The sequence below is a fragment of the Phenylobacterium sp. genome (assembly GCF_030654915.1).
Taxonomy (GTDB): Bacteria; Pseudomonadota; Alphaproteobacteria; order Caulobacterales; family Caulobacteraceae; genus Phenylobacterium.
The window spans coordinates 1-25178 of the sequence record NZ_JAURWM010000182.1 but is presented as its reverse complement, the minus strand read 5'-3'; the positions used below and the strand labels follow the sequence as shown (position 1 = coordinate 25178).

The window sequence follows — 25178 nt, the reverse complement described above, 5'->3', positions numbered from 1 at the left end:
CCCGCCGTGGTGCCGTCGGGCCGCACGGGACCGGGGCCGGCGCGCTCCAGAAGCTTGGGCAGTTCAGTGAAGACGGTGGGGGTGTAGCCCTTGGTGGTGGGGGGCTCGCCGGCGGCCAGGCCAATCTCGCGCTGGGCCATGGCGAAGCGGGTGACGCTGTCCATCATGCACAGCACCTCCATGTCCTGGTCGCGCAGGAACTCGGCGATGGCTAGGGTCATGTAGGCGGCCTGACGGCGCTTCAGAGCGGGCTCGTCGGAGGTCGCGACCACGACGATGGCGCGCTTCAATCCCTCTTCGCCCAGGGTCTCCTCGATGAACTCGCGGACTTCGCGGCCCCGCTCGCCAATCAGGCCGACAACCACGGCGTCGCAGTCGGCTTCCTTGGCCAGCATGGAGAGCAGCACCGACTTGCCGACGCCCGAACCGGCGAAGACGCCCAAGCGCTGGCCGCGGCAGCAGGTGGTGAAGACATTCATCGAGCGCACGCCGACATCCAGGCGCTCTCCGACCCGGCCGCGCGCGTGGGCGGCAGGGGGCGCGGCGCGTAGTGGATAGGGAACCAGGCCCTGCGGCAGCGGCCCCTTGCCGTCGATGGGCTCGCCAAAGGCGTCGACGATACGGCCGAGCCAAGCAGCGGTCGGGCGGACGGCCGAGCCCTGCGGTTCGATACGGATCTCAGCGCCCGGGGCCACGCCCTCGACGGGGCCGAACGGCATCAGCAGGGCGCGGGTTTCGCGGAAGCCGACAACCTCGGCGGCCAGCGGCTTGCCGGCGCGGCGTTCGATTTCCGCGCGCGCGCCCACCGCCAACCGGGTCAGGCCGCCACGGGCCTCGATCAGCAGGCCGTTCACGGCCGCGACGCGGCCGGACACGATCAGCGGATCGATCCGCTCGACAGCGGCGACTAGGCTACGCAACGGGTGAACCCCCCAGGGTCAATTCGACCCCAGCGAGAATCCTCCCAACGCCGTTAACCCACAGTGAAGATTCTTAACACTTTCAGCGCAGCGCGGAGGTTAGGCGCATAGCCTCGCGCGGGCGCCTGGCCGCCAGCGCCGCAGTCGCAACGGGATGGCTGACCGCGGCCTTGACGAACAGCGGTCTGAGCCCGCGGGCAATGATCGGCCGGGCGTTTCGACCGATGACATCGCGCGCCAGGAAAGCCGCCAAGGCGGTCAAGGCCAGCGCCCCCAGGCCCAGCGTCAAGCCGGGGTGCATCTGCGCCTCCGTATAGACGCTGAACCGGCGGCCGCGCAGATGGGCGCCTTCGGTCTGCCCATCGACCCCCGCCTCATGGAGGTTGTCGCCAAGCGGCTTGGCGCCGCGACGGCGGCTGAGCGGCGGCATCACCGCGCCGAGCAGCTTGTCGGAGAAGCCTGGCGCGGCGGCCGAGGCGATGGCGAACGGCCGCGCGCCAGCGCCCACCTCGATATCACGCGTCGGATGCTGCGCGGCATAGAGGATCGCGTCGGCCACCACCTCGGGCGCGTAGTGCGGCGGCGGGACGGTGGCGGCCTTGTCCATCAGGTTGCGTGCGTGATCGGCGAACGGCGTCGATACGCTGGAGGGCTTGATCAAGGTGACCGACATCGCCGCCTTCTCGCGCGCCAATTCGATCCGCAGCGCGTCGGTGAACCCCTTCACCGCGTGCTTGGAGGCCGAATAGGCCCCCATCATCGGACTGGCGACATCCGACAGCACCGAACCGATGTTGATGATCGCGCCCGGTCCGCCGCGTTTGCGGAAGTGCTTCACCGCCTCCAGTGATCCGTTCACGACGCCGAAGTAGTTGGTGCGGAACAGCCGCTCATGGTCGGCGGCCGAGGTCTGCATCAGCTCGCCATAGAGCCCCACCCCCGCGTCGTTGATCCAGGTGTCGAAATGTTCGAACCGCGCGATGGCGGCGCGGGCGATCTTTTCCACGTCCTCGGGACTGCCCACATCACCGGCCACCGGATGAGCCCGACCGCCGGCGTCGTTGATTTCCTTGCAGACCGCGCGCAGGACATCCTCGTTACGCGACGCGAGCACGACGGCCGCGCCCGCCTGGGCGGCCTTGCGCGCGGTCGCCAGGCCGATGCCGGAAGACGCCCCGGTGATGACGATGACCTGGTCGGCGAGGGGCTTCAGTTTGACGGCCATGGGTATCCTGACGGCTTCTAGGTTCGCAGGTCGAAACGACCTGCCCACCTTACCGTTCCCCTTGAGGCCAAAGCTTGGCCGCAGCGACCGTTCGGCCCGGCTGTCCAATCACAAAAGATTCAACAGCCCAATGACTCGGTCTGACACCGCGAGCTTGTGGGCGATTCCCAAACCGAGTTAACGATTCGCCCAGAGGCACTTCACCATTAACCGATCTTAAATTAACTCGCTGGCAAGTTAACCGCGAGTGCCGAGGCGACTTGCCTGAATTTCGGGGGCTTAAGCGCTACCGTTCGAGGAGGAACTGATGCGCGTACTGTTAATTGAGGACGATAGCGCCACGGCGCAGAGCATCGAGCTGATGCTCAAGTCCGAGGGTTTTAATGTCTATACGACGGACCTCGGTGAAGAGGGCGTCGATCTGGGCAAGATCTACGACTACGACCTGATCTTGCTCGACCTGAATCTGCCCGACATGAGCGGGATGGACGTTCTGCGCACCCTGCGGGTCGCGAAGATTAATACGCCCATCATGATCCTGTCCGGCTCAGCCGAAATCGACACCAAGGTGAAGACCTTCGGGGCCGGCGGCGACGACTACATGACCAAGCCGTTCCACAAGGACGAACTGGTCGCCCGCATCCACGCCGTGGTCCGCCGTTCGAAGGGCCACGCGCAATCGGTCATCAAGACCGGCGACATCACGGTGAACCTCGACGCCAAGACCGTCGAAGTGAACAACGCCCGCGTCCACCTGACGGGCAAGGAATACCAGATGCTGGAGCTGCTCTCGCTCCGCAAGGGCACGACGCTCACCAAGGAAATGTTCCTGAACCACCTCTATGGCGGGATGGACGAGCCCGAGCTGAAGATCATCGATGTCTTCATCTGCAAGCTGCGCAAGAAGCTGGCCGCCGCCGCGGACGGCAAGCACCACATCGAAACCGTCTGGGGCCGCGGCTACGTGCTGCGCGACCCACAGGAAGCCGCTGTCGCCGCCTAGGCCGACAACACTTCCGCCTCGATACGAAACGCCCGCCGCTCCTACCGGCGGGCGTTTTCTTTTTGCCTGCGTTGCGGGCGAAAGCGCTTTCCGGCGAAGTGAGCGCCGGTTCGCCGCCAGAAAGCGCGCCAAAACAAAAGACTAGAGCGCGACTCCGATTTCATCGGACGCGATAGCGCTCTAGGGTCCCGCAACAGCTCGCTGGGGAGGCGACACCTTGGGACGATCCATCGCGTTGGCCCTGTGCCTGATCGCGGCCTTCGCACTGGCCTGGACGGCTAACAAGACGCCTCGTCCCGCCCCCGCCAGCGCCCCGTTGACCAGCTTCTCGGCCGCCCGCGCCCTGCCCGACATCGAGGTCATCGCCAAGGCGCCGCACCCGATGGGCTCGCCGCAGAACGCCGCCGTCCGCGACTATCTTCTCCAGCGCATGACCGCCCTTGGCCTGGAGCCGCAAGTCCAGCGCGCCGACGCCCTGCTTGAACGCCAGAGAGGCGCAGATGTCGCGATCAGCGGCGGCAGGGTGGAGAACATCATCGGCGTCCTCCCCGGCCGCGACCGAACCTCCCCCGCCGTCGCCGTGATGGCCCACTATGACAGCGTGCCGGGATCGCCAGGCGCCGCCGACGATGCGACCGGCGTGGCCGCCGCGCTGGAGATCGTCCGCGCCCTGAAAGCCCAAGGCCAGCCGGCGCGCGACGTCGTCCTGATACTGACTGACGGCGAGGAGAGCGGACTGCTCGGCGCCACGGCGTTCTTCGAACAACACCCCCTGGCCAAGCGGATCGGCTTCCTGCTGAACATGGAAGCCCGCGGCGGCGGCGGCCGGGCCCAGATGTTCCAGACGGGCGCGGAGAACGGCGGCACGATCGACCTGCTGCGCAAGACGGCGATCTCGCCGACCGCCTCGTCCCTGACCGTCTTCATGTACGAGAAGATGCCCAATGACACCGACTTCACGATCTCCAAGGCCGCCGGCGTCCCGGGACTGAACTACGCCTTTATCGGCCGCCAATTCGACTACCATTCCCCAACCTCGACCCCAGCCAACCTGGACAAGGGGTCGCTGCAGCACATCGGGCAAGAGACCTTGGCCGCCGCGCGGGGCGCCGCCTTCGCCGGCTCCCTGCCCGCACCCGCGCCGAGCGTGGTCTACGCCAACACCTTCGCCGGCCACATGCTGGCCTACCCCCCCGCCGCCGGCTGGCCGATCCTGGCGTTCGCTGGTCTGTTGATCGCCGTCGGCGGCTGGCAAGCCCGCGGCAAGGGGATCCTGCCCTGGCGCGACGTCGTCCAGGGCATGGGCGCGGCGCTCTACCTGATCGCCCTGTCGGCGGTGCTGTTCCGCCTGGCCCGGCGAGCGACCGGCGCGGACTTCGGCTTCCTGGAGCAGCGCTACCTGCTGGCCCAGGTGACCCGTTGGGAGATCGCTCTGATCCTGCTCGCCATCGGCGCCCTGGCCATCGCCGCCTCGGCGGCGGGACGCGGACGCACCAGACTGGCGACCGGCCTGATCGTGCTGGGCTCCGGCGCCGCCTGCTCGGCCTTCGGCGGCTGGGATCCTGTCGGCCTGGGCCTCGGCGCGGCCGGGGCCATCCTGGCCACGGTCAGCTTCGGCCGACCGGCGAGCGCGGCCGGGTCGTGGGCCGGCCTGCTGGCCACCGGTTTCCTGGCCGCCCTGGCGCTGCAGATCCTGGCCCCGACCACCGCCTTCCTGGCCGCCTGGCCGTTGACGCTCGCCGGTTTGGGCGCGGCGATCACCGGGATGGCCTCCAAACGCAGCCTGCCCTTCCTGGGCGTACTGGCGGTGCTGGGCGTGGTCGGGGTGGGTTGGCTGCTCGGCTTTGGGCACGGCGTGTTCCAGGGTCTCGACATGCCCGAACTGCTGGCGCTGATCGTCTGGCTGTCGGCGCTGCTGCTCTGGCCCCTGGCCCACACCGGCGAGAACGAAAAGGGCGTGCGCGTGACCGCGGTGGCGCTGATCATGCTGGGCTTCGTGCTGGTCGCCGTGGTTCGCCTCGATCCGCCCTGGAACGCGCGTTATCCCCAGGCCACCCATGCCGCCTATTTCATGGACCCTGCCGCAGGCGAGGCCTCACGGATCAGCATGACGCCGGACATCCCGGCCTGGACTCGGCAGATGCTGACCGCCGACGGCGGCAAGATCGGCCAGACCAGCCTGCCCGCGGGCTGGGGAGGCAAGGTTTGGGCCGCCAAGGCCGCCCCGATCAGGGCCGCTGCTCCAACCCTCGCGCTGACGCCCCAGGCTGACGGCTCCCAGCGCCTGCTGGTCACCCCGCCTCCGGGCGCTCGGACGCTCGCGCTGGTCCTGCGGCCCAGCGTCAAGCTGACCGACGCGACCCTGAACAGTCGGCCGGTCGCGGCGCTGGCCGCGCCCGGCGCCAAGACGCGGATCCGTTGGGAGGCGTCTCAGCAAGGCCTTGAGCTGACCTTCAAAGCCGCCGGACCGGGCGCGCTGGAGGTCGGCTACATCGCCATCACCGAGGCCTGGCCTGCCGACGCAAAGCCGCTGCCGGCCCGTCCGGCCGATGTCATGGCCTTCGACGCCTCCGACGCGACCATCGTCGGCGGAACCCAGCGACTGACCTGGTAAGCGCCGGGGCGATAGGTGATCGCCTGGAGCGTGGCCTTCAGCACGTGATGGCGATGTCGCGAACGTTCACCGACTTCAGGGAGATTGGGACCAGGCGATCAGCCCATAGCGTGCTGCGCGGGCGGTTTTCGCGGGCCTGGCGGTAGGCGGGCGCCTCCCCCTCCGGTATCGTGCCGCGCCGTGCGTCGGCCAAGGCGCGCGATACCCCGCAGACGCCCATTATACGGTGGAGAAGAGCCCCATGACTGAACAGGCTTCCAGCCCGACCGCCGACATCGTGATCTATCACAACCCCGCTTGCGGGACGTCGCGGAACACCCTGGCGCTGCTGCGCGACAAGGGGCTCGAACCGCAGGTCGTGGAATATGTGAAGGCCGGCTGGACCCGTGAGCAACTCGAGGCCCTGACCCAGAAGATGGGCGTGACGGCGCGCGACATCCTGCGCGAGCGCGGCACCAAGGCCGTTGAACTTGGCCTGACCGATCCCTCCACCTCCGACGAGGCGATCATCGCGGCGATGATCATGGACCCGATCCTGGTGAATCGCCCTATCGTCTCCACTCCGAAGGGTGCGGCGCTGTGCCGTCCTGCCGAACTGGTGCTTGGTCTGCTTTAAAGCGACACCGTTCGAGTCTTCGCGTGGGCTCCTACTCGTCGCGGCGATCTCGACCGGGAGCTACCTAGAAGACTAACCTTCGATTAACCAAACCGCTTGAAAGTCACCCCGCCAAATCGTTGCGGGGCTGGGGCAGTTAACCAGTTTTCGATGCGCTTAGATCATGGATCAGCTTGCCTAAGCTTGACCATGGGCATCGCGAGTACGGGGGCACGATGCAAGAGTTCGATCCACGACGCCCGACGCTACGGCTTACGCCAGGCCTTCTGCTCGGGCTGGCCGGCGTCGCCGCCTTGGCCATCGGCTGGAAGGTGACCGCCGCCGACACCGCCGCTCCGGTCAAACCGGCCCTTGATCGGGCCGCCATCGCGGCCCTCCAACACACCGCCTTCGCCCAGGCCGAGGCCCAACCCGGCTTTGCTCGCCCCGAGAACGTGCCGGTCAAGGTGCTGCCCGGCGAGACCCTGGAATCGGCCGTCCAGCGCGCCGGCGTGACGCGCGACGAAGCCCGCAAGGCGGTCGACGCCCTGGCCGAGGCGATGGATACGGTTCACATCAAGGCCGGCATGGCCTTCGACGCCGCCATCGCCCAGCCCCGCGGCGAACGCGGTCCGGCGCGGCTGATCGGCCTGTCGATGCGCACCGGCCCCGCCAATTCGATCACCCTGTCGCGCACCTTCGACGGCGCGATGCGCCTGCGCGAGATGGAAGAGAAGATCCGTGACGAACAGACCGTCGCTCGCGGCGAGATCTCCGGGTCCCTACACGAGAGCGCGGCTCGACTAGGCGCGAATTCGGCCATGGTCGGCAGCATGGTCAAGCTGTTCTCCCACAAGGTGGACTTCGACCGCGACCTGAAGCCGGGCGACGAGTTCACGATGGTCTTCGATCGTAAGATCACCGAGAGCGGCAAGACCGTCGACACCGGCGCCCTCGAATATGCGTCGATCAAGGGCATCCAGTTCTACCGTTTCGAGCGTACGAACGGCGACGTCCAGTACTTCGACGAGACCGGCAAGAACATCAAAGGCTTCCTGCTTCGCACCCCCGTCGACAACGCCCGGATGACCAGCCGCTTTGGCATGCGTCGTCACCCCATCCTCGGCTTCAACCGCATGCACCAGGGCATCGACTTCGGCGCAGGCTCGGGCACCCCGGTGTTCGCCGCCGGTGACGGCGTGGTGATCGAGGCCCGCCGCTGGGGCGGCTATGGCAACTGGGTACGCATCCGCCACGCCGGCGGCTTCGAGACCGGCTACGCTCACCTCTCGCGCTTCGGCAAGGGCGTGCGCGCCGGCCAGCGGATCAGCCAGGGCCAGGTGATCGCCTATGTCGGCTCCACCGGCGCCTCGACCGGTCCGCACCTGCACTACGAGATCTGGCAGCACGGCAAGAGGGTGAACCCGGTCGGCGCCAAGGTGCCGCAAGGCACGGTCCTGGCCGGCGGCGAACTGGCGGCCTTCCGGACCCAAAAGGCCCGCATCGATCGCCTGATCAGCGGCCAGCAGGCCGAATCGCGCCAGTTGGCGGCCGCCGCCCCTCAGGACGGCACGACGCCGGTTGTTCGCCGCTAGCTTCCAACCTGGACGCATGCGGATTAGTGTTTCGCCTGAGCCTGCTTCGCGCGGAGAGTCGATTTGACCGCAGTCGTCCAACCCAAACCCCGCGCACGCTACGCCGCCAAGCGCGATGCGATCATGGCCGCGGCCATCAAGGTCTTCGCCGCCCAGGGTATGAGCGGCTTCACCTTGGCTGCGGTCGCCAAGCGGATGGACCTGCATCCGGTCAGCCTCACCTACTACTTCAAGCGCAAGGAAGACCTCGCCGCCGCCGTCCTGCATGACACCATGCAGCGGTTTGGCGAGATGCTGAATAAGGCCGAGGCCGAGCCCTCGCCGCCGAACCGGCTGCGCATTTTCGTCGCCGCCTATTTCGAGGCCCGCCGCCGGATCGCCATCGAGGAAGAGATTCCGCTCGCGCCGTTCAGCGAGATCTATCTGGTGGAGGGTGACCAATCGGAGGCCCTGATCGAGGCCTTCAACGCGCTTTACGTACGCATCGCGCGACTATTCAAATCACCCGACATGCCTTGGATGACGCGGCCGCGCCGTCAGGCCTTGGCGCGCCTGGTGGTGAACCAGCTCACATGGTCCGACACCTGGATCGGCGCCTACGAGCCCGATGACTACACGCGCGTCGCCGCCCGGGTCGCCGACGTGATGACCGGCGGCCTGGCGGCCAAGGACCAAGCCTGGCCCGAGTTGCCGCTGCTGGACCTGGGCGCGCCGGAAGCGTTGAACGACGAGGTGACGCGCGACCGCTTCCTGGTCGCGGCGACCAAGCTGATCAATCGCGAAGGTTATCGCGGCGCGTCGGTCGACAAGATTTCCGCCGAGCTCAAGGTCACCAAGGGCTCGTTCTATCACCACAACACCGACAAGGATGAGTTGGCCGCCGCCTGTTTCGTCCGGACCTTCGACATCATCGACCAGGCCAAACGTGCCGCCGCCGACGTTGAACCCGGTTGGGCTCGCCTGTGGCTGACGACGGCGTCGCTGGGCATGCACCAGGCGTCGGGCGAAAGCGGCCGGATGCTGCGTCACCACGCGCTGGCCGCGGTCCCGCTCTCCATGCGCCGGCAGATGCTGTCGCGCTTCGAGCAGATCACCCACTCATTCGCCGGCATGATCTCCGACGGCATCGCCGACGGCTCTATTCGGCCGGTCGACCCGCTATTGGCCGCCCATGCGGTGATGGTGGTGTTCAATGCTTCGTTGCCGCTCGATCCCCGCAACAATCCGGGCTCGACCGAGGGGTTGATGGACGACTACCTGCGTCCTGCCCTACTCGGCTTCTTCGTCGAGTAGGGCTGCGCCTGGCGCGGGAGACCATGCCAGGCTGGCAGATCTCCTACTTCTTGGTGGACATAGCCGAGGCCGCCAGCGTTCCGGCGGCGATAAGGGCTAGCCTCACGAGGATTGCTCCGTGACGGCGGAGAGGTCCGCCGGGGACGATCCTGGGCCTGCCTCCTCACGCCCTCACGACGAGCGCCCTACAGATAGTTGAACCGGCCAGTGGTGGGCGGAGGTCTGGAAGCAGGGTCCTCGGACACACTGCGCAGGACACGCCACATCAGCTCGGCGTCCGTGAGCATCGCGGGCGGCTCCCCGAACCGTTCCAGCCAGAGGGCGGCGATCAGCCGAACCTCCTCGTTCTCGTCATGCGACATCAATCGCTCCCCACAAGAACGCCCCACACCGGAGAGGCAAACCCGCCAAGGAGCTTCCGGTTTCCCGGATACTCAAATTTTTATTTGGTTAATCTACATCGTGGGCGCGCTAAGCTTCCACGCACAAAATAGGCCCTCCCGAATGGAAGGGCCTATGCTGTGTCTGCAGAGACGTAATCAGTCGAAGACGATGACCGAACGGGCGAGCTCGCCCTTTTTCATCTCGGCGAAACCTTCGTTGACTTGGTCCAGGCGAATACGCTGGGAGATCATCTCGTCCAGCTTCAGCTTACCGTTCATGTACATGTCGACGAGACGCGGCATGTCGACGGGGAAGCGGTTGGAGCCCATCATCGAACCTTGGATGCGCTTTTCACCCAGCAAGGCGAAGCCCGGAAGGCTGATCATCTGGCCGATCGGGATCATGCCGATAACGTTGGCGGTGCCGCCACGACGCAGCATGCCGAACGCCTGCTCGGCGGTCTTGGCCAGGCCAATGGCTTCGAACGAGTGGTGCACGCCGCCCTTGGTCATCTCGATCACTTCCTTGACCGCATCGGTCTGCGAAGCGTCGATGAACTCGGTGGCGCAGAACTGGTGGGCGAGGTTGCCCTTCGAGGCGACCATGTCGATCGCGATGATCCGGCCCGCGCCGGCGATCGCCGCACCATTGATCGCCGCCAGGCCGACGCCGCCGCAGCCGATAACCGCCACGGTCTCGCCGGGACGCACGCTCGAGGTATGGATCGCCGCGCCGACGCCGGTCATCACCGAGCAGCCGATCAGGGCCGCGCGGTCCAGCGGCATGTCCTTGCGGATCGCGACGCAGGCATGCTCGTGGACCAGCATCTGCTCGGCGAAGGACGACAGGTTCAGGAATTGGGGCAGACCAGCGCCATTCTGCGTCAGGCGCGGCTCATCCTTGGCGTCGCGCTTGGTGTCGGGCGACACGCAAAGCGACAGGTGACCGGTCAGGCAAGATTCGCAGTGGCCGCAATAGGCCGACAGGCAGGTGATGACGTGGTCGCCCACCTTCACCGTGCGGACTTCGGAACCGATGGCTTCGACGACGCCCGCGCTTTCGTGGCCCAGCACCGCCGGGAGCGGATGCGGATAGGAGCCTTCGATGAAATGCAGGTCGGAATGGCAGAGGCCGGCGGCCTTGGTGCGGATCAGCACCTCGTGCGGGCCGGGCATATTGATCTGCACGTCTTCGATCTGAAGCGGCGTACCTACTTGGCGCAGGACGGCTGCCTTCATATTGCGAACTCCCCAAACAGCGCCCACTCGGGGCGGATTTATCGAAGTCGCGGTATGTCCGCGGCTTTCGTCTTCCGAACCTTATCGCTGTTCAGGTGGCGGGGGCCAAGGGTGTTTTTCGGGATTGACCCAGGCCGCTGGAAAAACAGAGGCCCCGGCGTCGTCGCCGGGGCCTCTGCATCGTCAAGACGAGTGTTGGTCTACTTCGGCGACCACACCTGCGCCTTGCTCTCCGATGAAACCAAAGAGCCGTCCGACTTGGTGAGGCTGGAGGCCGGCACCTCGGCGGTCTTGCCGTTGGCCGACAAGGTCACGACCGTCTGTCCGGCCGATTTGCCGACCTTCGAAATCTTGCCGATCTCCATCCCGGCCGAGTCCTTGACCGAGCCGCCGATCCTCAGGTCGGCGTCCGACAGGTTGGCGGCGGTGTCGGTCGCGGCGCCCGTTCGAGCCTTGGCGGGAGCAGCCATGGAGGTCGATGGCTCGTGCATCGAACCACCCGGCTGCATAGCCGCGGTCCCTGACATGCCTGGCTCCTGGGCCACGGCAGGCAGGGCGAACGCGGCGGTGGCGGCGGTGGCCAGAAGAAACTTCATGATCATCTAAATCGTCTCCGTCCTTCACCCGCCCAGCAGGGGACAGAACCGCTCACGGATTGGTGAGGTTCCCCGTCCGGCCAATCGTGATCGCGGCCAAGCCTGCTGGCCGCCCCTAAGCGTTGGCGGTGGCTTGTGGCCCCTTGGGCTTGAACAAACCCAGGCTGGGCAAAGCCGGAAACTTGAATTGGAAGAACCGGCGAGGCGCCGGAATGCAGCCCTCCAGCGCCGCGAGCAACGGCTCGACTGGGCCATCGTTGAGGAAGTGGTTGGCGCCGGCGACCCGCTCGAAACGCATCGGGCGTCTGGTTCGCGTTTCCCCGACCAGCCGCTCGGCGATCTCGATCGGCGCGAAGTCGTCCTTGTCACCATGGATGACATGAACCGGGGTCTTGAGCTTGGCGAGCGCGGCGCGAAAGCCGTCCAATTGCGTCGGCTGGTTGGTGACCTCGATCACCGCATGACGCAGATCGCGCGGAATGATCTTCTGCAGCCGCCCGCCGACGTCGAGCAACCAGCGCGCGGTGGGGCCAGATTCGCCGAAATACCCCGACAGCAGCACCAGGCCTGCCACCTTGCGCTGATTGTCGGCGGCCATCAGCGAGGCGATCGCCGCGCCATAGGACTGCCCCACCAGCAGCACCTTCTGGCCGGGCTTGGCGTCCAGCAAGGGCGCGAGGGCGCGGGCCTGGACGGCGATGTCGCCCACATACTCGATCGGCTCGGACGCGGCGTAGCCCGGCCGATCGACCACGATCATCTCACGGTCCTGCGGCAGGGCGGCGAGCGCCGGCGCCCAGTATTCGGCCCAGGACGGAGCGCCCGTGACCACCACGATCTTCCAGGGCGCGGGCTTGCTTCGCGGGGTGGTGATCGCCGAGAGCTTCCAGCCCAGGCCGCCGCCGGCGTCGAAGCGAATCCGGCGGACCACGGTGTCAGGATAGTCGTCGGACGTCGGCACGTGCTCCGTGCGTCCGCTCGCGGCCGACGAAAGGCACGCCCATCCCATGGACAGCACGCCCTGGGGTCTTCTACGCGGCACTGTTCAAGCTCCACTTCGGTATCTTGAGGTGGGGAATGAACGCGGCAGGACAAGCCCGGTTCGCACCGGGCCGTCTGATTCAGAGCGACGTGGCCATTCGGTCACGCAGTTCGCGCTTCAACACCTTGCCAGTCGGACCGATGGGCAGTTCGGCCACGATCCGCACCTCGTCGGGCGTCCACCACTTGGCGACGCGTTCGGCGACGTGCGCCTTCAGCACCTCGGGATCGGCGGTTTGGCCGGGGCGCAAGACCACCAGCAACAGCGGACGCTCGTCCCACTTGGGATGGGGCACGCCGATGGCGGCGGCCATGGCCACCGCCGGATGGGAGGACACCGCGTCCTCGAGGTCGAGGGTCGATATCCACTCCCCGCCCGACTTGATGACGTCCTTGGCGCGGTCGGTGAGGCGCAGATAGCCTTCGGTATCGATGGTGGCGATGTCGCCGGTGTCGAACCAGCCGTCGCCTAGGAACACCTGCGCGCCCTCGTTCTTGAAATAGGCGGACGACACCCACGGCCCTCGGACTTGCAGCGCGCCGACGCTGACGCCGTCGCGGGGCTGGACCTGGCCGTCGTCGCTCATAATCCGCATCTCAACGCCCCAGAGGCCTCGGCCCTGCTTCAGCTTGCGAGCGTAGCCGGCGTCCTCGTCCTCGTCGGCATGGGCCGGCAGGGGCGTGTTGATGACGCCCATCGGGCTGGTTTCGGTCATCCCCCAGATTTGCCGGACCGTGGCGCCGAGCTGGTCCTCCACCCGGCGCATCAAGGCCGCGGTCGGCGCCGAGCCGCCAATGGCGACATTGCGCACCGAGGTCAGTTTCTGGCCGGTCTGGTCCAGATGATCGAGCACCCCGACCCAGATGGTCGGCACCCCCAGCAGGAAGCTCGCCTGCTCGGCCACCGCCAGCTCGCAGATCGAGGGGCCGTCCAGTTGCCGGCCCGGAAGCACCAGCTTTGCCCCCACCAGCGGGGCGGCGTAGGGCGTGCACCAAGCGTTGGCATGGTACATCTGAGCGCAGGGCAGCACCGTGTCCCGGGCCGAAAGATCGAAGGCGTCTGGCTGCACCAGCGCCATGGCGTGCAGCACGGTCGAGCGGTGACTGTAGAGCACCCCCTTAGGATTGCCGGTCGTGCCGGAGGTGTAGCAGAGCCCCGAAGCCTGGCGCTCATCCAGTTCCGGCCAGATAAACTCAGGGGAATGGGCCTCGATCAGTTCCTCGTAGACCAGTGTCCCGGCCGGAGCCTCAGGCGGCAGGTGGCTCCGATCGGTCATCGCCACATAGGTCTTCACGGTCGCCAGCTTGGGCGCCAGTTCGCCGACCAGTTCGCCGAAGCTGATGTCGAACATCAGCACGCTGTCCTCGGCGTGGTTGGCGACCCAGGCGATCTGGTCGGGATGCAGTCGCGGATTGATCGTGTGCAGGATCGCCCCGATACCGGAGACCGCATAATAGAGTTCGAAGTGGCGATGGGTGCTCCAAGCCAACGTCGCGACCCGGTCGCCGGGCTTCACGCCCAGCTTGATCAGCGCATTGGCCATCTGCTTGGCTCGCGCCAGGGCCTGAGCGTAGCCATAGCGGTGAATCGGCCCCTCGACCGTGCGGGACACCACCTCGCGGTCGCCGTGATAGGTCGCCGCATATTCCAGGATCGAGGGCAGGTTCAGCGCCCGGTCCATCATCAGGGCCAGCATCGCGGGCTCCTCCCTTATCGTTGTTCAGATGAGGGTAGGACGCGGCCCGCACGGGCGCCAGAGCCGACCTTGGCTAGGCCGCCATCCGCGCCTTGAAGACGCCGTCCGGAAGCTCAGGCGCGCGGCTGGGATGGACGAAGAAATAGTCTTTCCACGGCAGGTCGTTGTCGATGGTCGAGCGTTCTTCCAGGCGGTCGGCGTTGAGCGCGAACATCCGGTAGCCACGCGACAGGAAGAAATCGAGCACGCCCTCGGCCGTGCCGCCAAAACGGCTCTCCAGCATGACCGGGTGGATCTCGATCTGGACGTGGGGTCGATCGCGGTCGATCAGGTGCTCGGCGCCCTTCAGGGCGTTCTGCTCGCCGCCCTCGATATCCATGCGGATGAAGTCGACCCGCGTCAGGCCCGCGCTCTCGCAATATCCGTCCAGGGTCACCACCGGGGTCGGCTGGATCTCGACGCCGCTATCTTCCAGATCCGGCCTCACCCGGCCAGTCGGCGCCTCGCTGGCGACGTAGGCGAAGGCCCGGCCCATCCGGCCCGAGGTCTTCTTCGGAGTCACCAACAGCAGTTCGCCAGCCTGATCGGAGACGGCCGCATGGATCGGTTTCACTTGTCCGGCAATGCCGTGCCAGGCGAGGCAGACCTTGAGCACCTCGAAGGTGAAGGCCGAGGGTTCAAAGGCGTGGATTTGCGCTCTCGGCGCGACCTGGGTGACGACATAGGCGTGGCGTCCATCGCTGGCGCCCACGTGCAGGCAAATCGGCGAACCGGACAGCAGGTCAGCGAGATAGGGGGTCTCAGGCTCGTGCTTGGCCCACCGCTTGTTGCGACGCCAGGCACGGAAAGCGTGACCCAGCACGCGTATCGAAGGCATGGTTACCACCTTGTAATCCGCCTCTTTACGCCGCGTCGCGGGTGACCGTCATCATGTAGTTGATGTCGCAGTCCGGCGACCTCGACCATCGCCGCGACAGCGGGTCATAGGCCACGCCGAACGGTCCCTGCATAGCGACCGGCTCGGCCGCCAGGAAGCTACGAAGCTCTTCTGGTTTCAGGAACTTGGTCCAGTCGTGGGTCCCCGCGGGCACCCAGCGCAACACGTACTCCGCCCCGATCTTGGCCAGGGCGAAGGCCTTCAAGGTGCGATTCAATGTCGCGACGATCATCAAGCCGCCCGGCGCCAGCAACCGCGAGCAGCTCCGCAGATATTCGCCCGGATCGGCCACGTGCTCGATCACCTCCATGTTGAGGATCACGTCGAACGGCCGCTCGCCCGCCGCCAGCAGGTCCTCCGCCGTCGAGGCGCGGTAGTCGATGACGAGCCCCTGCTCGGCCGCGTGCGCGCTGGCCGTGCCGATGTTGCGTTCCGAGGCGTCGACCCCTGTGACCTGGAAACCTAGTCGGACCATCGGCTCGCAGAGCAGTCCGCCTCCACAGCCGATATCCAGCAGCCGCAAGCCTTCGAACGGGCGCAGCGCCTTGGCGTCACGGCCAAACCGCATCTGAGCCTGCTCGCGAATGAAAGCCAGGCGAGTCGGGTTGAACTTGTGCAAGGGGGCGAACTTGCCCTTCGGGTCCCACCACTCGGCGGCGATGCGGGAAAAGCGTTCGACCTCTTCCGGGTCGATGGAGGATGCGGCGACGGACATGGCCCCTTTTCCTCCCGCTGGGGAAATAGCGCCAGCCCCTATGACGGCCCGCAGTGTCGCGGGCGCCATCTTGCTCAAGCCAGGTGTTTTTGCGCCGCCGAAAGGCAGAGATTGCCCCCCACCGCTCCCGCCGCTATTAGGCGCAGCCTTCCCTCTCAAGCGGAGCTCTTGCGCTGTCTCGGCTAGTGATGAAATTCGGCGGCACTTCGGTGGCCGACCTAGAGCGTATCCGGCGCGTTGGCCGGCTCGTGGCCGCGGAGGTCGCGGCCGGACACCAGGTGTGCGTGGTGGTTTCGGCCATGGCGGGCAAGACCAATGAGCTGGTCGCCTGGACCGATGGGGCCGGCCCCGCCGCCCCCGGCATTGCGCCCTCCGACGACGAGTACGACGCCGTCGTCGCCTCGGGCGAACAGGTGACCGCCGGTCTGCTGGCGATGACCCTGCGCAATATGGGCCTGCCCGCCAAGTCGTGGCTGGGTTGGCAAATCCCGATCATCGCCGACGACGCCCACGGCCGCGCTCGTATCGACGACGTTCCGCCCGAGAAGCTCTCGGCCGCGTTGGACGCCGGTGAAATCGCGGTGATCGCGGGCTTCCAGGGCGTGACCCGTGACGGCCGCATCGCCACGCTCGGCCGCGGCGGCTCCGACACCAGCGCGGTCGCCATCGCCGCCGCGGTCAAGGCCATCCGTTGCGACATCTACACCGACGTGGACGGGGTCTACACCACCGACCCGCGCATCGAGAGCAAGGCCCGTAAACTCAACAAGATCTCCTATGAGGAGATGCTTGAAATGGCGTCCTTGGGCGCCAAGGTCCTTCAGACCCGTTCGGTCGAACTGGCCATGGCCCAGAACGTCCCGGTGCGGGTGTTGTCCAGTTTTGTTGAGCCCGGCGAAGCGCCCGGCCAAGGCACCATCGTGTGCGACGAGGAAGAGATCATGGAAAAGCGGATCGTGAGCGGCGTCGCCTATAGCCGCGACGAAGCAAAGATCAGCCTTTTCGGCCTGCCCGACAGTCCGGGCGTGTCGTCGGTGCTCTTCGGCGCCCTGGCCGACGCCAATGTGAACGTGGACATGATCGTCCAGAGCCACGCGCGCACGGCGGCCACGGCCAATATGGAATTCACCGTGGGCAAGCGTGACGCGGCCCGTGCGGTGGAGATCGTTCGCGCCAACCAGCAGAAAATCGGTTTCGAAGACGTCCAGGTGAACGAAGAAGTGGCCAAGGTCTCGGTCATCGGCGTCGGCATGCGCAGCCATACGGGCGTGGCCAAAACCATGTTCCAATCCCTGGCCGACAAGGGCGTGAACATCCAGGTCATCTCGACCAGCGAGATCAAGATCAGCGTGCTGATCGACGCCGCCTATACCGAACTGGCCGTGCGCGCCCTGCACGCAGGCTTCGGTCTCGACCAACTCTAGCAATTGATCCGCCACCCTGGCGAACCCCAGGGTGGCGGTCGTCTCTCAAGGCGCGGACTCTACGCCGCCGCCTCTTCAGACGTGATCGTCACGCCGAACGCCTCGAACCGAGCCATGGCCGCGACGGCGTCGATAAAGCTCTCCGGGAACTTCAACCCCGGCCCGGCCAAAGCGCCGCCATCCAGCCCCAAAATACGCTCCACCCCGACCAGCACGCCGAGCGCGGTGAGATGCGCCTGGCCGCGCGGATCGGAAACGACCGTCCGGCGAATCTCCACCTGGCCGCCCTCGACCTGCCCGGTGATGTCGATGAAGAGTTCGTGCGAGGCGGCCAGCCCCGCCTGGGTTCCCCGCGACTCGCCGGTCCCAAGGTCGAAGCGGACATTGGGCGCACCGGTCATGATCGCCAGGCCCGGCACGTCCAGCACGCCCATCGGCATGGCGTCGAAGTCCGGCTGCCCCCGCCGGACCACCTGACGGGCGCTCACCGCCGCATCGACGCTGACCCAAAGACCCTCGCTGCGGGTCAGGGCGCGACCGACGAAGCCCTGGCTGTCGCCGGCGGTCATCGGACCGATGGGGTCGGCATAGTCATAAAGGGCGGCCATCTCGATCCGCTCGACGCGGGTGAAGGCCCGCGCCGCGGCCTGGGCGGCCAGGGTCATCACGCCGGCCTGCCAATGCCCGAGCATCAGCACCGGCCTGGACGCGAACGCGGCGGCCGCGACAGCCACCGGCGACATGGTGTCGGCCGTGCGGGTGACGCCGATATGGGCCGCACCCGACCGCAAGGCGGCGAGCAGCAAGGCCTCGCGTGGGTCCTGCAAGGCGGCGATCACCAGATCGACCGCCCCGATCTCCGCGAGGTCTGGGGTGGCGACGTCGAGACGCGCGGTGTTTGCGCCCAACTCCCGGGCCAGCGCCTCGCCGTCCACCGGGTTCCGTCCCGCCAGGATCAGTTCGACATCGTGGCCGGCCGCACGGATATGCCGGGCGACCAGTCCGCCCACCAGGCCATAGCCGCCGGCGATCAGGACACGCGGCCTCACAGCGTCACCGCCATGCGGTATTCGCTCGGAAAGCCATGATCGCGCGATAGGTCCGGCGAACGGGTCTCGGATAGGATCCGTAAGCCGTTGGCCTGATAGAAGCCCACCGCCGGGTTGTCGGCCAGGACGTCGAGTTGCAGCTCGCGATAGCCGTCGGCCCTGGCCCGCGCGATCGCCGCACGCAGCAATTTCCGCCCGATACCCTTGCCGCGGTGACGTTCAGGCGTGGACAGCGCATGCAGATAATAGACGCCCTCCGGGACATGAGCGTTCAGATAGCTCGCCTGTTCGGCGCGCTCGGCGAGGCCCTGGAGCTCCTCAAGCGACACCACGCCCTGGGCGACCAGGTCGCCGGCCAGGGCCACCAGATTGTTCTTGAAGAGGTAGAAGTTCGGCCCGGCGAAGCCGAGCTCCATCCCCAACAGCTCATCGCCGTCGGTTGCGAGCGTGGCGGCCGAGGCTGCGAACAGGGTGTCGGGTGTGTTCCACGATGCGGCGACCGCCCGCTCCAGCAGCCCCCCGAACTGATAGTCGTAGCTGACCGGCCCGGTGGCCCGGATCAGTCCTGCGATGAGCGGGGCCAGGCGCACCGCGTCATCTGGGCTCGCCTTTGATATCTGAATCGACTTGGCCGTCATGGGCGCCTCCGCTAGAACCGTCGCTATATTACGATCCGTAAGTTACGGTTAGTAACATACGCGCGACTATCTGTCGGTCAAGCGCCTTGCTGCGCGACCTCAGCGGGGGAAGAACAGCCGTGTCGGCCAAGCGCATGCCCAGGGAGCAACGGCGGACCCAATTGCTGGAGACGGCGTCGGCCATCGTGCGCTTGCAAGGCACGGACGCCCTGACCCTGGCCCACCTGGCTGAGCAGGCCGGAGTCACCAAGCCGATCGCCTACGAGCATTTCGGAACCCGGGCGGGCCTGCTGATCGCCCTCTACCGGCACTATGACGACCGACAGGCCCAGGCGGCGAAGCTCGCCCTGGAAACCAACGCCACGACCCTGGACGGCGCCGTCGCGATTCTCAGCGCCGCCTATGTCGACTGCGTGCTGACGGCCGGTCCCGAGTTTGGGGCCATCGCCGCGGCCCTGTCGGCGACCGAGGAGATGGACGACTTCCGCCAAACCCTGCGCGAGCGCTATGTCGATCTCTACCGCCAGGCGCTGTCGAAGTTCGTCGCCCTGCCCGGCCCCGAGGCGCGCGCGGTCCTGCTCGGGGTGATTGGCGCGGCCGACACCCTGTCCCAGGCGGCGACTGTGGGTCGTCTATCCCGCGCCGAGGCAATCGCAGCCTTGTCACGGATCATGCTCGGCGCCCTCTCGGCCTAGGTCCGCTCCGCGGTGAGCCGCCAGGCCGTCCAAACGCCCAGCATCGCGACCGGCAGGATCGAAACGAACACCCACAAGCCCGCGGCCTTGGCCGTCACCTCGGACAAACCTTCGGAGAAACCGACCAGGTTGGCGACCGCCCCGGCGGCGGCGGCGCCCACGGCCGCGCCGGTCAGCCTGACCGTGGTCATGGCCGCGGCGCCGATAGCTCGCTCCTCCAGCGGCAGGGCCGCCAGGATGCGCTGGCTCATGAACGCCCAGGCCAGTCCGAAACCGCCACCCAGGAACAAGCCAGCGACGATCACCCCCAACACCGAACCCGACGGGAAGACCAGGGCGCTCAACAGAACGCCGAGGGTCGCCACCACCGCGCCCAGACGGATCATCCGCACCGGCCATGCGCCGGTCAGGTGAGCCACGATCAGACCCAGCACCGTCCAGGCCGCCGCCTCGCCGGCGATCACATAGCCGGCCGCCAGGGCCGAGAACCCAGCCAGGGTCTGCAGGATCGCCGGGCCATAGATGGAAAAACCCATCGAGGCGGTGGTCAGCAGGAACATCGTCGCCAAGCCTGCGCCCGCGATGGACCTTAGATTACCCGTGCCCTTGGGCAGCAGCCGCACGGCGGAGCGGCCATCCACCCACACCATGGCCGCCAGCAAGGCGATCCCGAGCGCGATCAGCGCGGCCGAACGGGCGAAGTCGTGAGCCATGTCGGCCAGGCCGATGGCCGAGACGCCGGCCGCGATCAGCGTCAGTTGGGGCCACGCCACGCGGCTGTCGGCCTGGTTCTGATCCCCGCGCGGCAGCATGACGAACGCCGCCCAGGCCACGCCCAAGGCCTGGATCGCGAACAGCCAGAACACCCAGCGCCAGGCGCCCAGGTCGGCGAAGATCCCGCCGATCATCGGACCGAGCAGACTGGCCACCCCCCAGACGGCCGTGATGGCGGCATAGACGCGGGGCAGCAGGCGGTCGGGGAACAGCAGGCCGATGGCGACTGAACAGAAGCCCACCACCCAGCCGCCGCCCATGCCCTGCAACAGCCGGCCGATCAGGAAGCTCCAGATGTCAGGGCCAGCCGCGCTGAGCGCGCAGCCCACGGCGTAGAGCAAGGCCGCGGCGGCGGTCGCGCGGCGCAGGCCAAACCGCAGCGCCAGCAGGCCCGAGCTGGCGCCGGCCAGCACCGACCCCAGCAGGAACCCCGCCGTCGCCCAGCCGAAATAGGCATAGCCGCCAAGGTCGGCGCCGACGCTCGGCATGATGGTGGCGGTGACCAGGGAGTCGGCGGCGCTGATCCAGACGCCCAGGCAGATCAGGATGAAGCGCGGCAGCCGGCCATCGGCCATGACGTCGCCCCAACTCCCGTCCGCCTTCGTTGCAGCCGCCATTTGACAAACTCCCGCTTTACATATTTCGAGCTAGACCGAGGCTGGCGATTTTGCAATCATCTATTTGTCAAATGCGCAGCACATCAGACCAAATCCTCCTGCTCCTGAAGAGCCAGGGTCCCGCCCAGACCAAGGCGCTCGCCGAGGCGGTGGGTGTCACCCGCCAAGCCGCGCGCCTGCAAATGGAAAAGCTCGCCGCCGAGGGCCTGGTCGAACATGTCACGGAACGGATGGGCGTCGGACGGCCTCGCCGGTCCTGGTCGTTGAGCGAGAAGGGCCACCAGCGATTTCCAGACAGCCACGCCCAGATGACGCTCGAACTGATCGAGGGCATCCGTGGCGAGTTCGGGGACGAGGGCATGGACCGGCTGATCAAGCGCCGCGAACGGGCGACCGAGGTGGGCTATCGGCAAGCGCTGGACGGCGCCGATGCCCTGGAGGACCGGCTTGAACGGCTGGCCCAGGTGCGCGCCGCCGAGGGCTACATGGCTGAATGGAGCCGCCAGGACGACGGCGCCTATCTGCTGATCGAGAACCACTGCCCGATCTGCGCGGCGGCCAAGGCCTGCCAAGGCTTCTGCCGCTCGGAGCTAGCGCTGTTCGAAGCCATGCTCGCCCCCGCCAAGGTGACACGGGTCGAACACATCCTCGCCGGCGCTCGGCGCTGCGCCTATCTGGTGACCCCCTAGCCGCGCCCGGGTATCGGCAGCTGGAAGTCCGGCGACCAATGGGTCGCCGTCCCCGACACCACGTACCAAGTGATGAACAGCCCGCAGATCAACGCGCCGGGCACATGGCTGCCGGTCCGCCGATAGGTGAAGACCGCGATCAGCCCCACGACCGCCAGCAGCGGCACGAACTGAATGGCGACAATGGTGTTCAGCGGCTCGCTCGCGATGACCAGCCGGCCGGTGGCCAGCAGGCTCCCGTACTGGAGCCCCAGCAGCAGGACGAAGCCCAGGCACATGGCGAGCACGCCGCTGGCGTACTGGGCCAAGCGCCCGTCGCCCTTGACCGCCAGGTTGGCGTGCAACGCCTTTAGCGCCACCAGGAAGAAGACGGTCCAGGGCGCCAGATAGGCCAAGGCGTAGCCCAGGTGCAGCCGGTCCAGCGGCTTCAGGCCCAGGACCCAGAAGCGGTAGTCGACATGGAAAAGTCGGTCGACGATGTGCAGCGACAGATAACCCATGCCCACCACCCCGAGGGCCATGGCGACCGAGCGCAGCCAGTCGGCCTTCACGGCCGGCTTGGCGCTCTTCAGGACCAGCCCCAGCACCAGGGTGATCGCCGCGTTAGCCAGCGCCCAGACCAGGAGCTGATTGGTGATCCACTGCGGAAAGAACCGCATCGGGAAGAACAACATCCCCAGCTTCATGAACGGGAAGAAGGTGATCGCCGGTATGACCGCGGTCAGCACAAAGGCCAGCCACCACCGCCCTCCCCGGCGCTCGACCGCGGGCTCAGGCGCCTGCGCAAGGGGCGCGAACCACCGCAAACCGAGCAAGAGCTGAAAGGTGGCGAGCATAAGGATCACCAGACCCACGAAGCCGATCAGCGTGCCGACCTCCTTCCAGATCCAAATCTGCCGCCAGGCAGGAATCGGATTGGCCTCGCCTTCCAGGGTCTTCTGGAACCAGTCCACGGCGGGGCCGACGCCGGCGACGGAGAAGTGCTCGGCCGGATGGGTGACCGGCGGCACGTAGAGAACCCTGGCGGTCCCGGCCGAGATGTCGCCGTAGATCCGGCGCGGCTCGACCTTCGCGGTGGTTCCAAACAGCGCCTGCAAGGCCTTGGACTCGCCGACCTTGAAGCCCCGATCGACCTGCCACATCAGTTCGGCGAACTCGTCATAGCCGCCAAACACCACGGCCAGGTTGCGCAGGTCGGCCTGGGCCGCCGAGCCAAAGACCGCGCCGATCGCCGGCGTCGAGCCTACCAGCACGACGGACTTGTATCCGCCCGGATCAGAGGCGGCCGCGCCGATGACGGGGCCGCCGCCGAGGCTGTGCCCCTCAAGCCCGATATTGGCCTTGTCCACCTGCGGCAGGCTCTTGAGATAGCGCAGGGCCGCTGGGCCGCCGAAATCGGCAGTCCCCACGATGCCGGTGGAATTGCCGTGCCCCGACATGTCCATCGCCAGGACCACGAAGCCCCTCCGCGCCAGTTCGATGGCGAAGGCTGACTGCATCTCGCGGGTGTTGATATAGCCATGGCTGACCAGCACGGCCGGCGCCGGCCTGGCCGCGCTCCCCCCCGGCGGCGTGTAGACCAGCCCCGACAGGGTCGTGCCCTTGTCGCCCGCGAACCGCACGTCCTCGACGGTGACGCCGCCCGAGGTCTGCACAGCGTGGGCCAGCAGCGATCCCGCCAAGATCACCACCCAGCCCAGCGCGAACGCCAGCCAGCTCTTCCGCATCGCCGCCCCCCAGGCCGAACCACGTTATCCTGGGACTATGGGGCCAGGCGCGCCGCCACGCCAGGACTTGGCTCCGCGCGATGCGGCGCCCAGAAATTAAGCAGGTTTGAAAAGCCGATCCTTCCCAATGCGGGAGGAGTTCACGTGGTGACGCTCACAAAGTCGAGGGCGGGCCTTTTCGTCTCCGTTCCGACGCTCAAAGCTGCTAGGAGGCGAAAAAGGACAGGGAGAGCAGCCAACTGATGGCCATGCCCAGCGTCGCGATTCGTGGACAGCGCAGCCTGCTTCGGCAGATTCGCGAGGCGCTTGCTTCGGGCGGGCCCGCGCAGTCACGCCTGGACACCGTGGTGCGGATCATCGCCCGTTCGATGGTGGCGGAGGTCTGCTCGCTCTACATGCGACGCGAACGCGGCGACATGGAACTGTTCGCCACCGAGGGCCTTGATCCCGGCGCCGTCCACGTCACCCGCATGAAGCCCGGCGAGGGCCTGGTCGGCGAGATCATGCGGCTGGGTCGGCCGCTGAACCTGTCCGACGCGCCCAACCACCCGGCCTTCTCCGACCGCCCCGAAACCGGCGAAGACCCGTTCCACGCCTTCATGGGCGTACCGCTGCTGCGCGGCGGCCGGGCCATCGGCGTGCTGGTCGTCCAGAACCGCACCGAGCGCGGCTATACCGACGACGAGGTCGAGGATCTGCAGATCGTCGCCATGGTCCTGGCCGAGATGGTCGCCGGTAGCGAGTTGGAAGGCGAATTCAAGGGCGTCGAGATCGCGCCCCACCGCCCCGAGCGGCTGATCGGTTCGAAGTTCGCCGACGGTTTGGCCCTGGGTGTCGCTGTCCTGCACGAGCCGCCGGTCGCTCCCTCGCAACTCCTGGCCGAGGACGTGGTCGCCGAAGAGGCCAAGCTGAAGACCGCCATCGCCGGTCTTCAAGCCCAGATCGACACCATGCTGGAAGGCCAGCACGGCCTGGTCGAGGCCTCCTACGAGGTGCTCGAAACCTACCGCATGTTCGCCCACGACCGGGGCTGGAACCGCTCGCTGGAAGACGCCGTTCGCAACGGTCTGACCGCCGAGGCGGCGGTGGAGCGGGTCCGCTCCGAACACCGCGCTAGGCTTGGCCAGGCGCGCGACCCCTATCTGCGCGAGCGTCTGCACGATTTCGAGGACCTCGCCGACCGGCTGCTGCGCCACCTGGCGGGCGATGGGCACGCGCCGCGCGAACTGCCGCAGAACGCCATCCTGATCGCCCGCAACCTCGGCCCGGCCGACCTGCTGGAATACGACCGCACCAAGTTGCGCGGCCTGCTGTTGGAAGAGGGGTCCTCGGCCAGCCACGCCGCCATTGTCGCCCGCGCTCTCGATATCCCCTGCGTCGGAAGGCTGCCTGGCCTGCGCGACCGGGTCTCCGAAGGCGATCCGGTGATCGTCGACGCCGAGACCGGCGAGGCCTATCTGCGCCCCCGCCCCGACGTGGTGAAGGCTCTGCAGGCGCGGCTGGAAGTCCGCCTCCAACGCCGCGCCGAGTTCGCCAAGCTGCGCGACACGCCGGCCTTCACTCGCGACGGCGCCAAGATCACCCTGCTGATGAACGCCGGCCTCGACGTCGATCTCGACATCCTGGGCGAGACCGGGGCGGAGGGCATCGGCCTGTTCCGCACCGAGTTCCAATTCATGGTCGCCGAGGAGATGCCGCGCTTCAACGCCCAG

At 67.1% G+C, this 25178-nt stretch carries 22 protein-coding genes; 9 read left to right on the top strand and 13 right to left on the bottom strand.

Annotated elements, in window-relative coordinates; translation table 11 throughout:
- Together fliI and Q7T84_RS09440 are read right to left on the bottom strand one after the other, a co-directional pair.
- On the bottom strand, nucleotides 1-920 hold a 920-nt coding region (gene fliI, locus Q7T84_RS09445), incomplete at its 3' end, for a flagellum-specific ATP synthase FliI (protein ID WP_304808104.1).
- Nucleotides 921-1002: 82 nt separating this feature from the next.
- A complete protein-coding gene (locus tag Q7T84_RS09440) occupies nucleotides 1003-2145 on the bottom strand; it encodes an SDR family oxidoreductase (protein ID WP_304808102.1) in 1143 nt (380 codons plus the stop codon).
- 307 nt (nucleotides 2146-2452) lie between these two features.
- Here Q7T84_RS09440 and ctrA point away from each other — a divergent pair, with 307 nt between their 5' ends.
- From ctrA to Q7T84_RS09415, 5 genes are all read left to right on the top strand, one after another.
- Entirely contained in the window at nucleotides 2453-3148 is a 696-nt protein-coding gene (gene ctrA / locus Q7T84_RS09435) for a response regulator transcription factor CtrA (RefSeq protein ID WP_304808101.1), read from the top strand.
- A gap of 217 nt (nucleotides 3149-3365) precedes the next feature.
- Nucleotides 3366-5762, top strand: coding sequence for a M20/M25/M40 family metallo-hydrolase (locus Q7T84_RS09430; protein WP_304808099.1), 2397 nt, complete (start codon nucleotides 3366-3368; stop codon nucleotides 5760-5762).
- 241 nt (nucleotides 5763-6003) lie between these two features.
- A complete protein-coding gene (gene arsC / locus Q7T84_RS09425) occupies nucleotides 6004-6378 on the top strand; it encodes an arsenate reductase (glutaredoxin) (RefSeq protein ID WP_304808097.1) in 375 nt (124 codons plus the stop codon).
- Nucleotides 6379-6593: 215 nt separating this feature from the next.
- A complete protein-coding gene (locus Q7T84_RS09420; protein WP_304808095.1) occupies nucleotides 6594-7952 on the top strand; it encodes a M23 family metallopeptidase in 1359 nt (452 codons plus the stop codon).
- A gap of 63 nt (nucleotides 7953-8015) precedes the next feature.
- Nucleotides 8016-9245: a TetR/AcrR family transcriptional regulator gene (locus Q7T84_RS09415; protein ID WP_304808093.1), complete on the top strand. Its 1230-nt coding sequence runs from the start codon at nucleotides 8016-8018 to the stop codon at nucleotides 9243-9245.
- 185 nt (nucleotides 9246-9430) lie between these two features.
- Here the strand turns inward: Q7T84_RS09415 and Q7T84_RS09410 are convergent, their stop codons facing one another.
- The 7 genes from Q7T84_RS09410 to ubiG all read right to left on the bottom strand — a co-directional run bounded on the left by Q7T84_RS09410 (nucleotide 9431) and on the right by ubiG (nucleotide 15853).
- Nucleotides 9431-9607 (bottom strand): hypothetical protein, encoded by a 177-nt coding sequence (locus tag Q7T84_RS09410; protein ID WP_304808091.1) that lies wholly within the window; start codon nucleotides 9605-9607, stop codon nucleotides 9431-9433.
- A 177-nt stretch (nucleotides 9608-9784) separates the two neighbouring features.
- A complete protein-coding gene (locus tag Q7T84_RS09405) occupies nucleotides 9785-10867 on the bottom strand; it encodes a Zn-dependent alcohol dehydrogenase (protein ID WP_304808089.1) in 1083 nt (360 codons plus the stop codon).
- 200 nt (nucleotides 10868-11067) lie between these two features.
- Complete coding sequence (locus Q7T84_RS09400; RefSeq protein WP_304808087.1) at nucleotides 11068-11463, bottom strand: hypothetical protein; 396 nt, start codon at nucleotides 11461-11463, stop codon at nucleotides 11068-11070.
- Between the two features lie 115 nt (nucleotides 11464-11578).
- Nucleotides 11579-12505, bottom strand: coding sequence for an alpha/beta fold hydrolase (locus tag Q7T84_RS09395; RefSeq protein WP_304808085.1), 927 nt, complete (start codon nucleotides 12503-12505; stop codon nucleotides 11579-11581).
- Between the two features lie 79 nt (nucleotides 12506-12584).
- Nucleotides 12585-14201, bottom strand: a complete 1617-nt coding sequence (locus tag Q7T84_RS09390) for a long-chain fatty acid--CoA ligase (protein WP_304808084.1) — start codon at nucleotides 14199-14201, stop codon at nucleotides 12585-12587.
- 73 nt (nucleotides 14202-14274) lie between these two features.
- Nucleotides 14275-15078: an FkbM family methyltransferase gene (locus tag Q7T84_RS09385; RefSeq protein WP_304808081.1), complete on the bottom strand. Its 804-nt coding sequence runs from the start codon at nucleotides 15076-15078 to the stop codon at nucleotides 14275-14277.
- A gap of 25 nt (nucleotides 15079-15103) precedes the next feature.
- The gene (gene ubiG, locus Q7T84_RS09380; protein ID WP_304808080.1) at nucleotides 15104-15853 is read right to left on the bottom strand and encodes a bifunctional 2-polyprenyl-6-hydroxyphenol methylase/3-demethylubiquinol 3-O-methyltransferase UbiG; all 750 of its coding nucleotides are present in this window, start codon (nucleotides 15851-15853) and stop codon (nucleotides 15104-15106) included.
- Nucleotides 15854-16026: 173 nt separating this feature from the next.
- On the opposite strand from ubiG, the gene Q7T84_RS09375 reads away from it, so the two are divergent.
- Nucleotides 16027-17277 (top strand): aspartate kinase, encoded by a 1251-nt coding sequence (locus Q7T84_RS09375; protein ID WP_304808105.1) that lies wholly within the window; start codon nucleotides 16027-16029, stop codon nucleotides 17275-17277.
- A gap of 59 nt (nucleotides 17278-17336) precedes the next feature.
- Here Q7T84_RS09375 and Q7T84_RS09370 read toward each other — a convergent pair whose 3' ends face one another.
- On the bottom strand, nucleotides 17337-18326 hold the full coding sequence (locus Q7T84_RS09370) for a KR domain-containing protein (RefSeq protein ID WP_304808077.1): 990 nt from the start codon (nucleotides 18324-18326) through the stop codon (nucleotides 17337-17339).
- Nucleotides 18323-18964: a GNAT family N-acetyltransferase gene (locus Q7T84_RS09365; RefSeq protein WP_304808076.1), complete on the bottom strand. Its 642-nt coding sequence runs from the start codon at nucleotides 18962-18964 to the stop codon at nucleotides 18323-18325. The genes Q7T84_RS09370 and Q7T84_RS09365 overlap by 4 nt, the downstream gene beginning before the upstream one ends.
- A gap of 119 nt (nucleotides 18965-19083) precedes the next feature.
- Here Q7T84_RS09365 and Q7T84_RS09360 point away from each other — a divergent pair, with 119 nt between their 5' ends.
- A complete protein-coding gene (locus tag Q7T84_RS09360; protein WP_304808073.1) occupies nucleotides 19084-19659 on the top strand; it encodes a TetR/AcrR family transcriptional regulator in 576 nt (191 codons plus the stop codon).
- Here the strand turns inward: Q7T84_RS09360 and Q7T84_RS09355 are convergent.
- Nucleotides 19656-21050, bottom strand: a complete 1395-nt coding sequence (locus Q7T84_RS09355) for an MFS transporter (protein ID WP_304808071.1) — start codon at nucleotides 21048-21050, stop codon at nucleotides 19656-19658. The two genes, Q7T84_RS09360 and Q7T84_RS09355, sit on opposite strands and share 4 nt — an antisense overlap.
- A gap of 71 nt (nucleotides 21051-21121) precedes the next feature.
- Here Q7T84_RS09355 and Q7T84_RS09350 point away from each other — a divergent pair, with 71 nt between their 5' ends.
- On the top strand, nucleotides 21122-21739 hold the full coding sequence (locus tag Q7T84_RS09350; protein ID WP_304808069.1) for a metalloregulator ArsR/SmtB family transcription factor: 618 nt from the start codon (nucleotides 21122-21124) through the stop codon (nucleotides 21737-21739).
- On the opposite strand, the gene Q7T84_RS09345 is transcribed toward Q7T84_RS09350, so the two are convergent.
- Nucleotides 21736-23466 (bottom strand): alpha/beta hydrolase, encoded by a 1731-nt coding sequence (locus Q7T84_RS09345; RefSeq protein ID WP_304808067.1) that lies wholly within the window; start codon nucleotides 23464-23466, stop codon nucleotides 21736-21738. The genes Q7T84_RS09350 and Q7T84_RS09345 overlap by 4 nt on opposite strands.
- 242 nt (nucleotides 23467-23708) lie before the next feature.
- Here Q7T84_RS09345 and Q7T84_RS09340 point away from each other — a divergent pair.
- Nucleotides 23709-25178: GAF domain-containing protein (locus Q7T84_RS09340; RefSeq protein WP_304808065.1), on the top strand; the 1470-nt coding region annotated here is incomplete at its 3' end.

Bases quoted from the DNA above. Each gene is read 5' to 3' on its own strand.
- Q7T84_RS09440 (WP_304808102.1), bottom strand. From the start codon at position 2,145: ATGGCCGTCAAACTGAAGCCCCTCGCCGACCAGGTCATCGTCATCACC.
- ctrA (WP_304808101.1), top strand. From the start codon at position 2,453: ATGCGCGTACTGTTAATTGAGGACGATAGCGCCACGGCGCAGAGCATC.
- arsC (WP_304808097.1), top strand. From the start codon at position 6,004: ATGACTGAACAGGCTTCCAGCCCGACCGCCGACATCGTGATCTATCAC.
- Q7T84_RS09420 (WP_304808095.1), top strand. From the start codon at position 6,594: ATGCAAGAGTTCGATCCACGACGCCCGACGCTACGGCTTACGCCAGGC.
- Q7T84_RS09410 (WP_304808091.1), bottom strand. From the start codon at position 9,607: ATGTCGCATGACGAGAACGAGGAGGTTCGGCTGATCGCCGCCCTCTGG.
- Q7T84_RS09405 (WP_304808089.1), bottom strand. From the start codon at position 10,867: ATGAAGGCAGCCGTCCTGCGCCAAGTAGGTACGCCGCTTCAGATCGAA.
- Q7T84_RS09400 (WP_304808087.1), bottom strand. From the start codon at position 11,463: ATGAAGTTTCTTCTGGCCACCGCCGCCACCGCCGCGTTCGCCCTGCCT.
- Q7T84_RS09390 (WP_304808084.1), bottom strand. From the start codon at position 14,201: ATGCTGGCCCTGATGATGGACCGGGCGCTGAACCTGCCCTCGATCCTG.
- Q7T84_RS09385 (WP_304808081.1), bottom strand. From the start codon at position 15,078: ATGCCTTCGATACGCGTGCTGGGTCACGCTTTCCGTGCCTGGCGTCGC.
- ubiG (WP_304808080.1), bottom strand. From the start codon at position 15,853: ATGTCCGTCGCCGCATCCTCCATCGACCCGGAAGAGGTCGAACGCTTT.
- Q7T84_RS09365 (WP_304808076.1), bottom strand. From the start codon at position 18,964: ATGACGGCCAAGTCGATTCAGATATCAAAGGCGAGCCCAGATGACGCG.
- Q7T84_RS09355 (WP_304808071.1), bottom strand. From the start codon at position 21,050: ATGGCGGCTGCAACGAAGGCGGACGGGAGTTGGGGCGACGTCATGGCC.
- Q7T84_RS09350 (WP_304808069.1), top strand. From the start codon at position 21,122: ATGCGCAGCACATCAGACCAAATCCTCCTGCTCCTGAAGAGCCAGGGT.
- Q7T84_RS09345 (WP_304808067.1), bottom strand. From the start codon at position 23,466: ATGCGGAAGAGCTGGCTGGCGTTCGCGCTGGGCTGGGTGGTGATCTTG.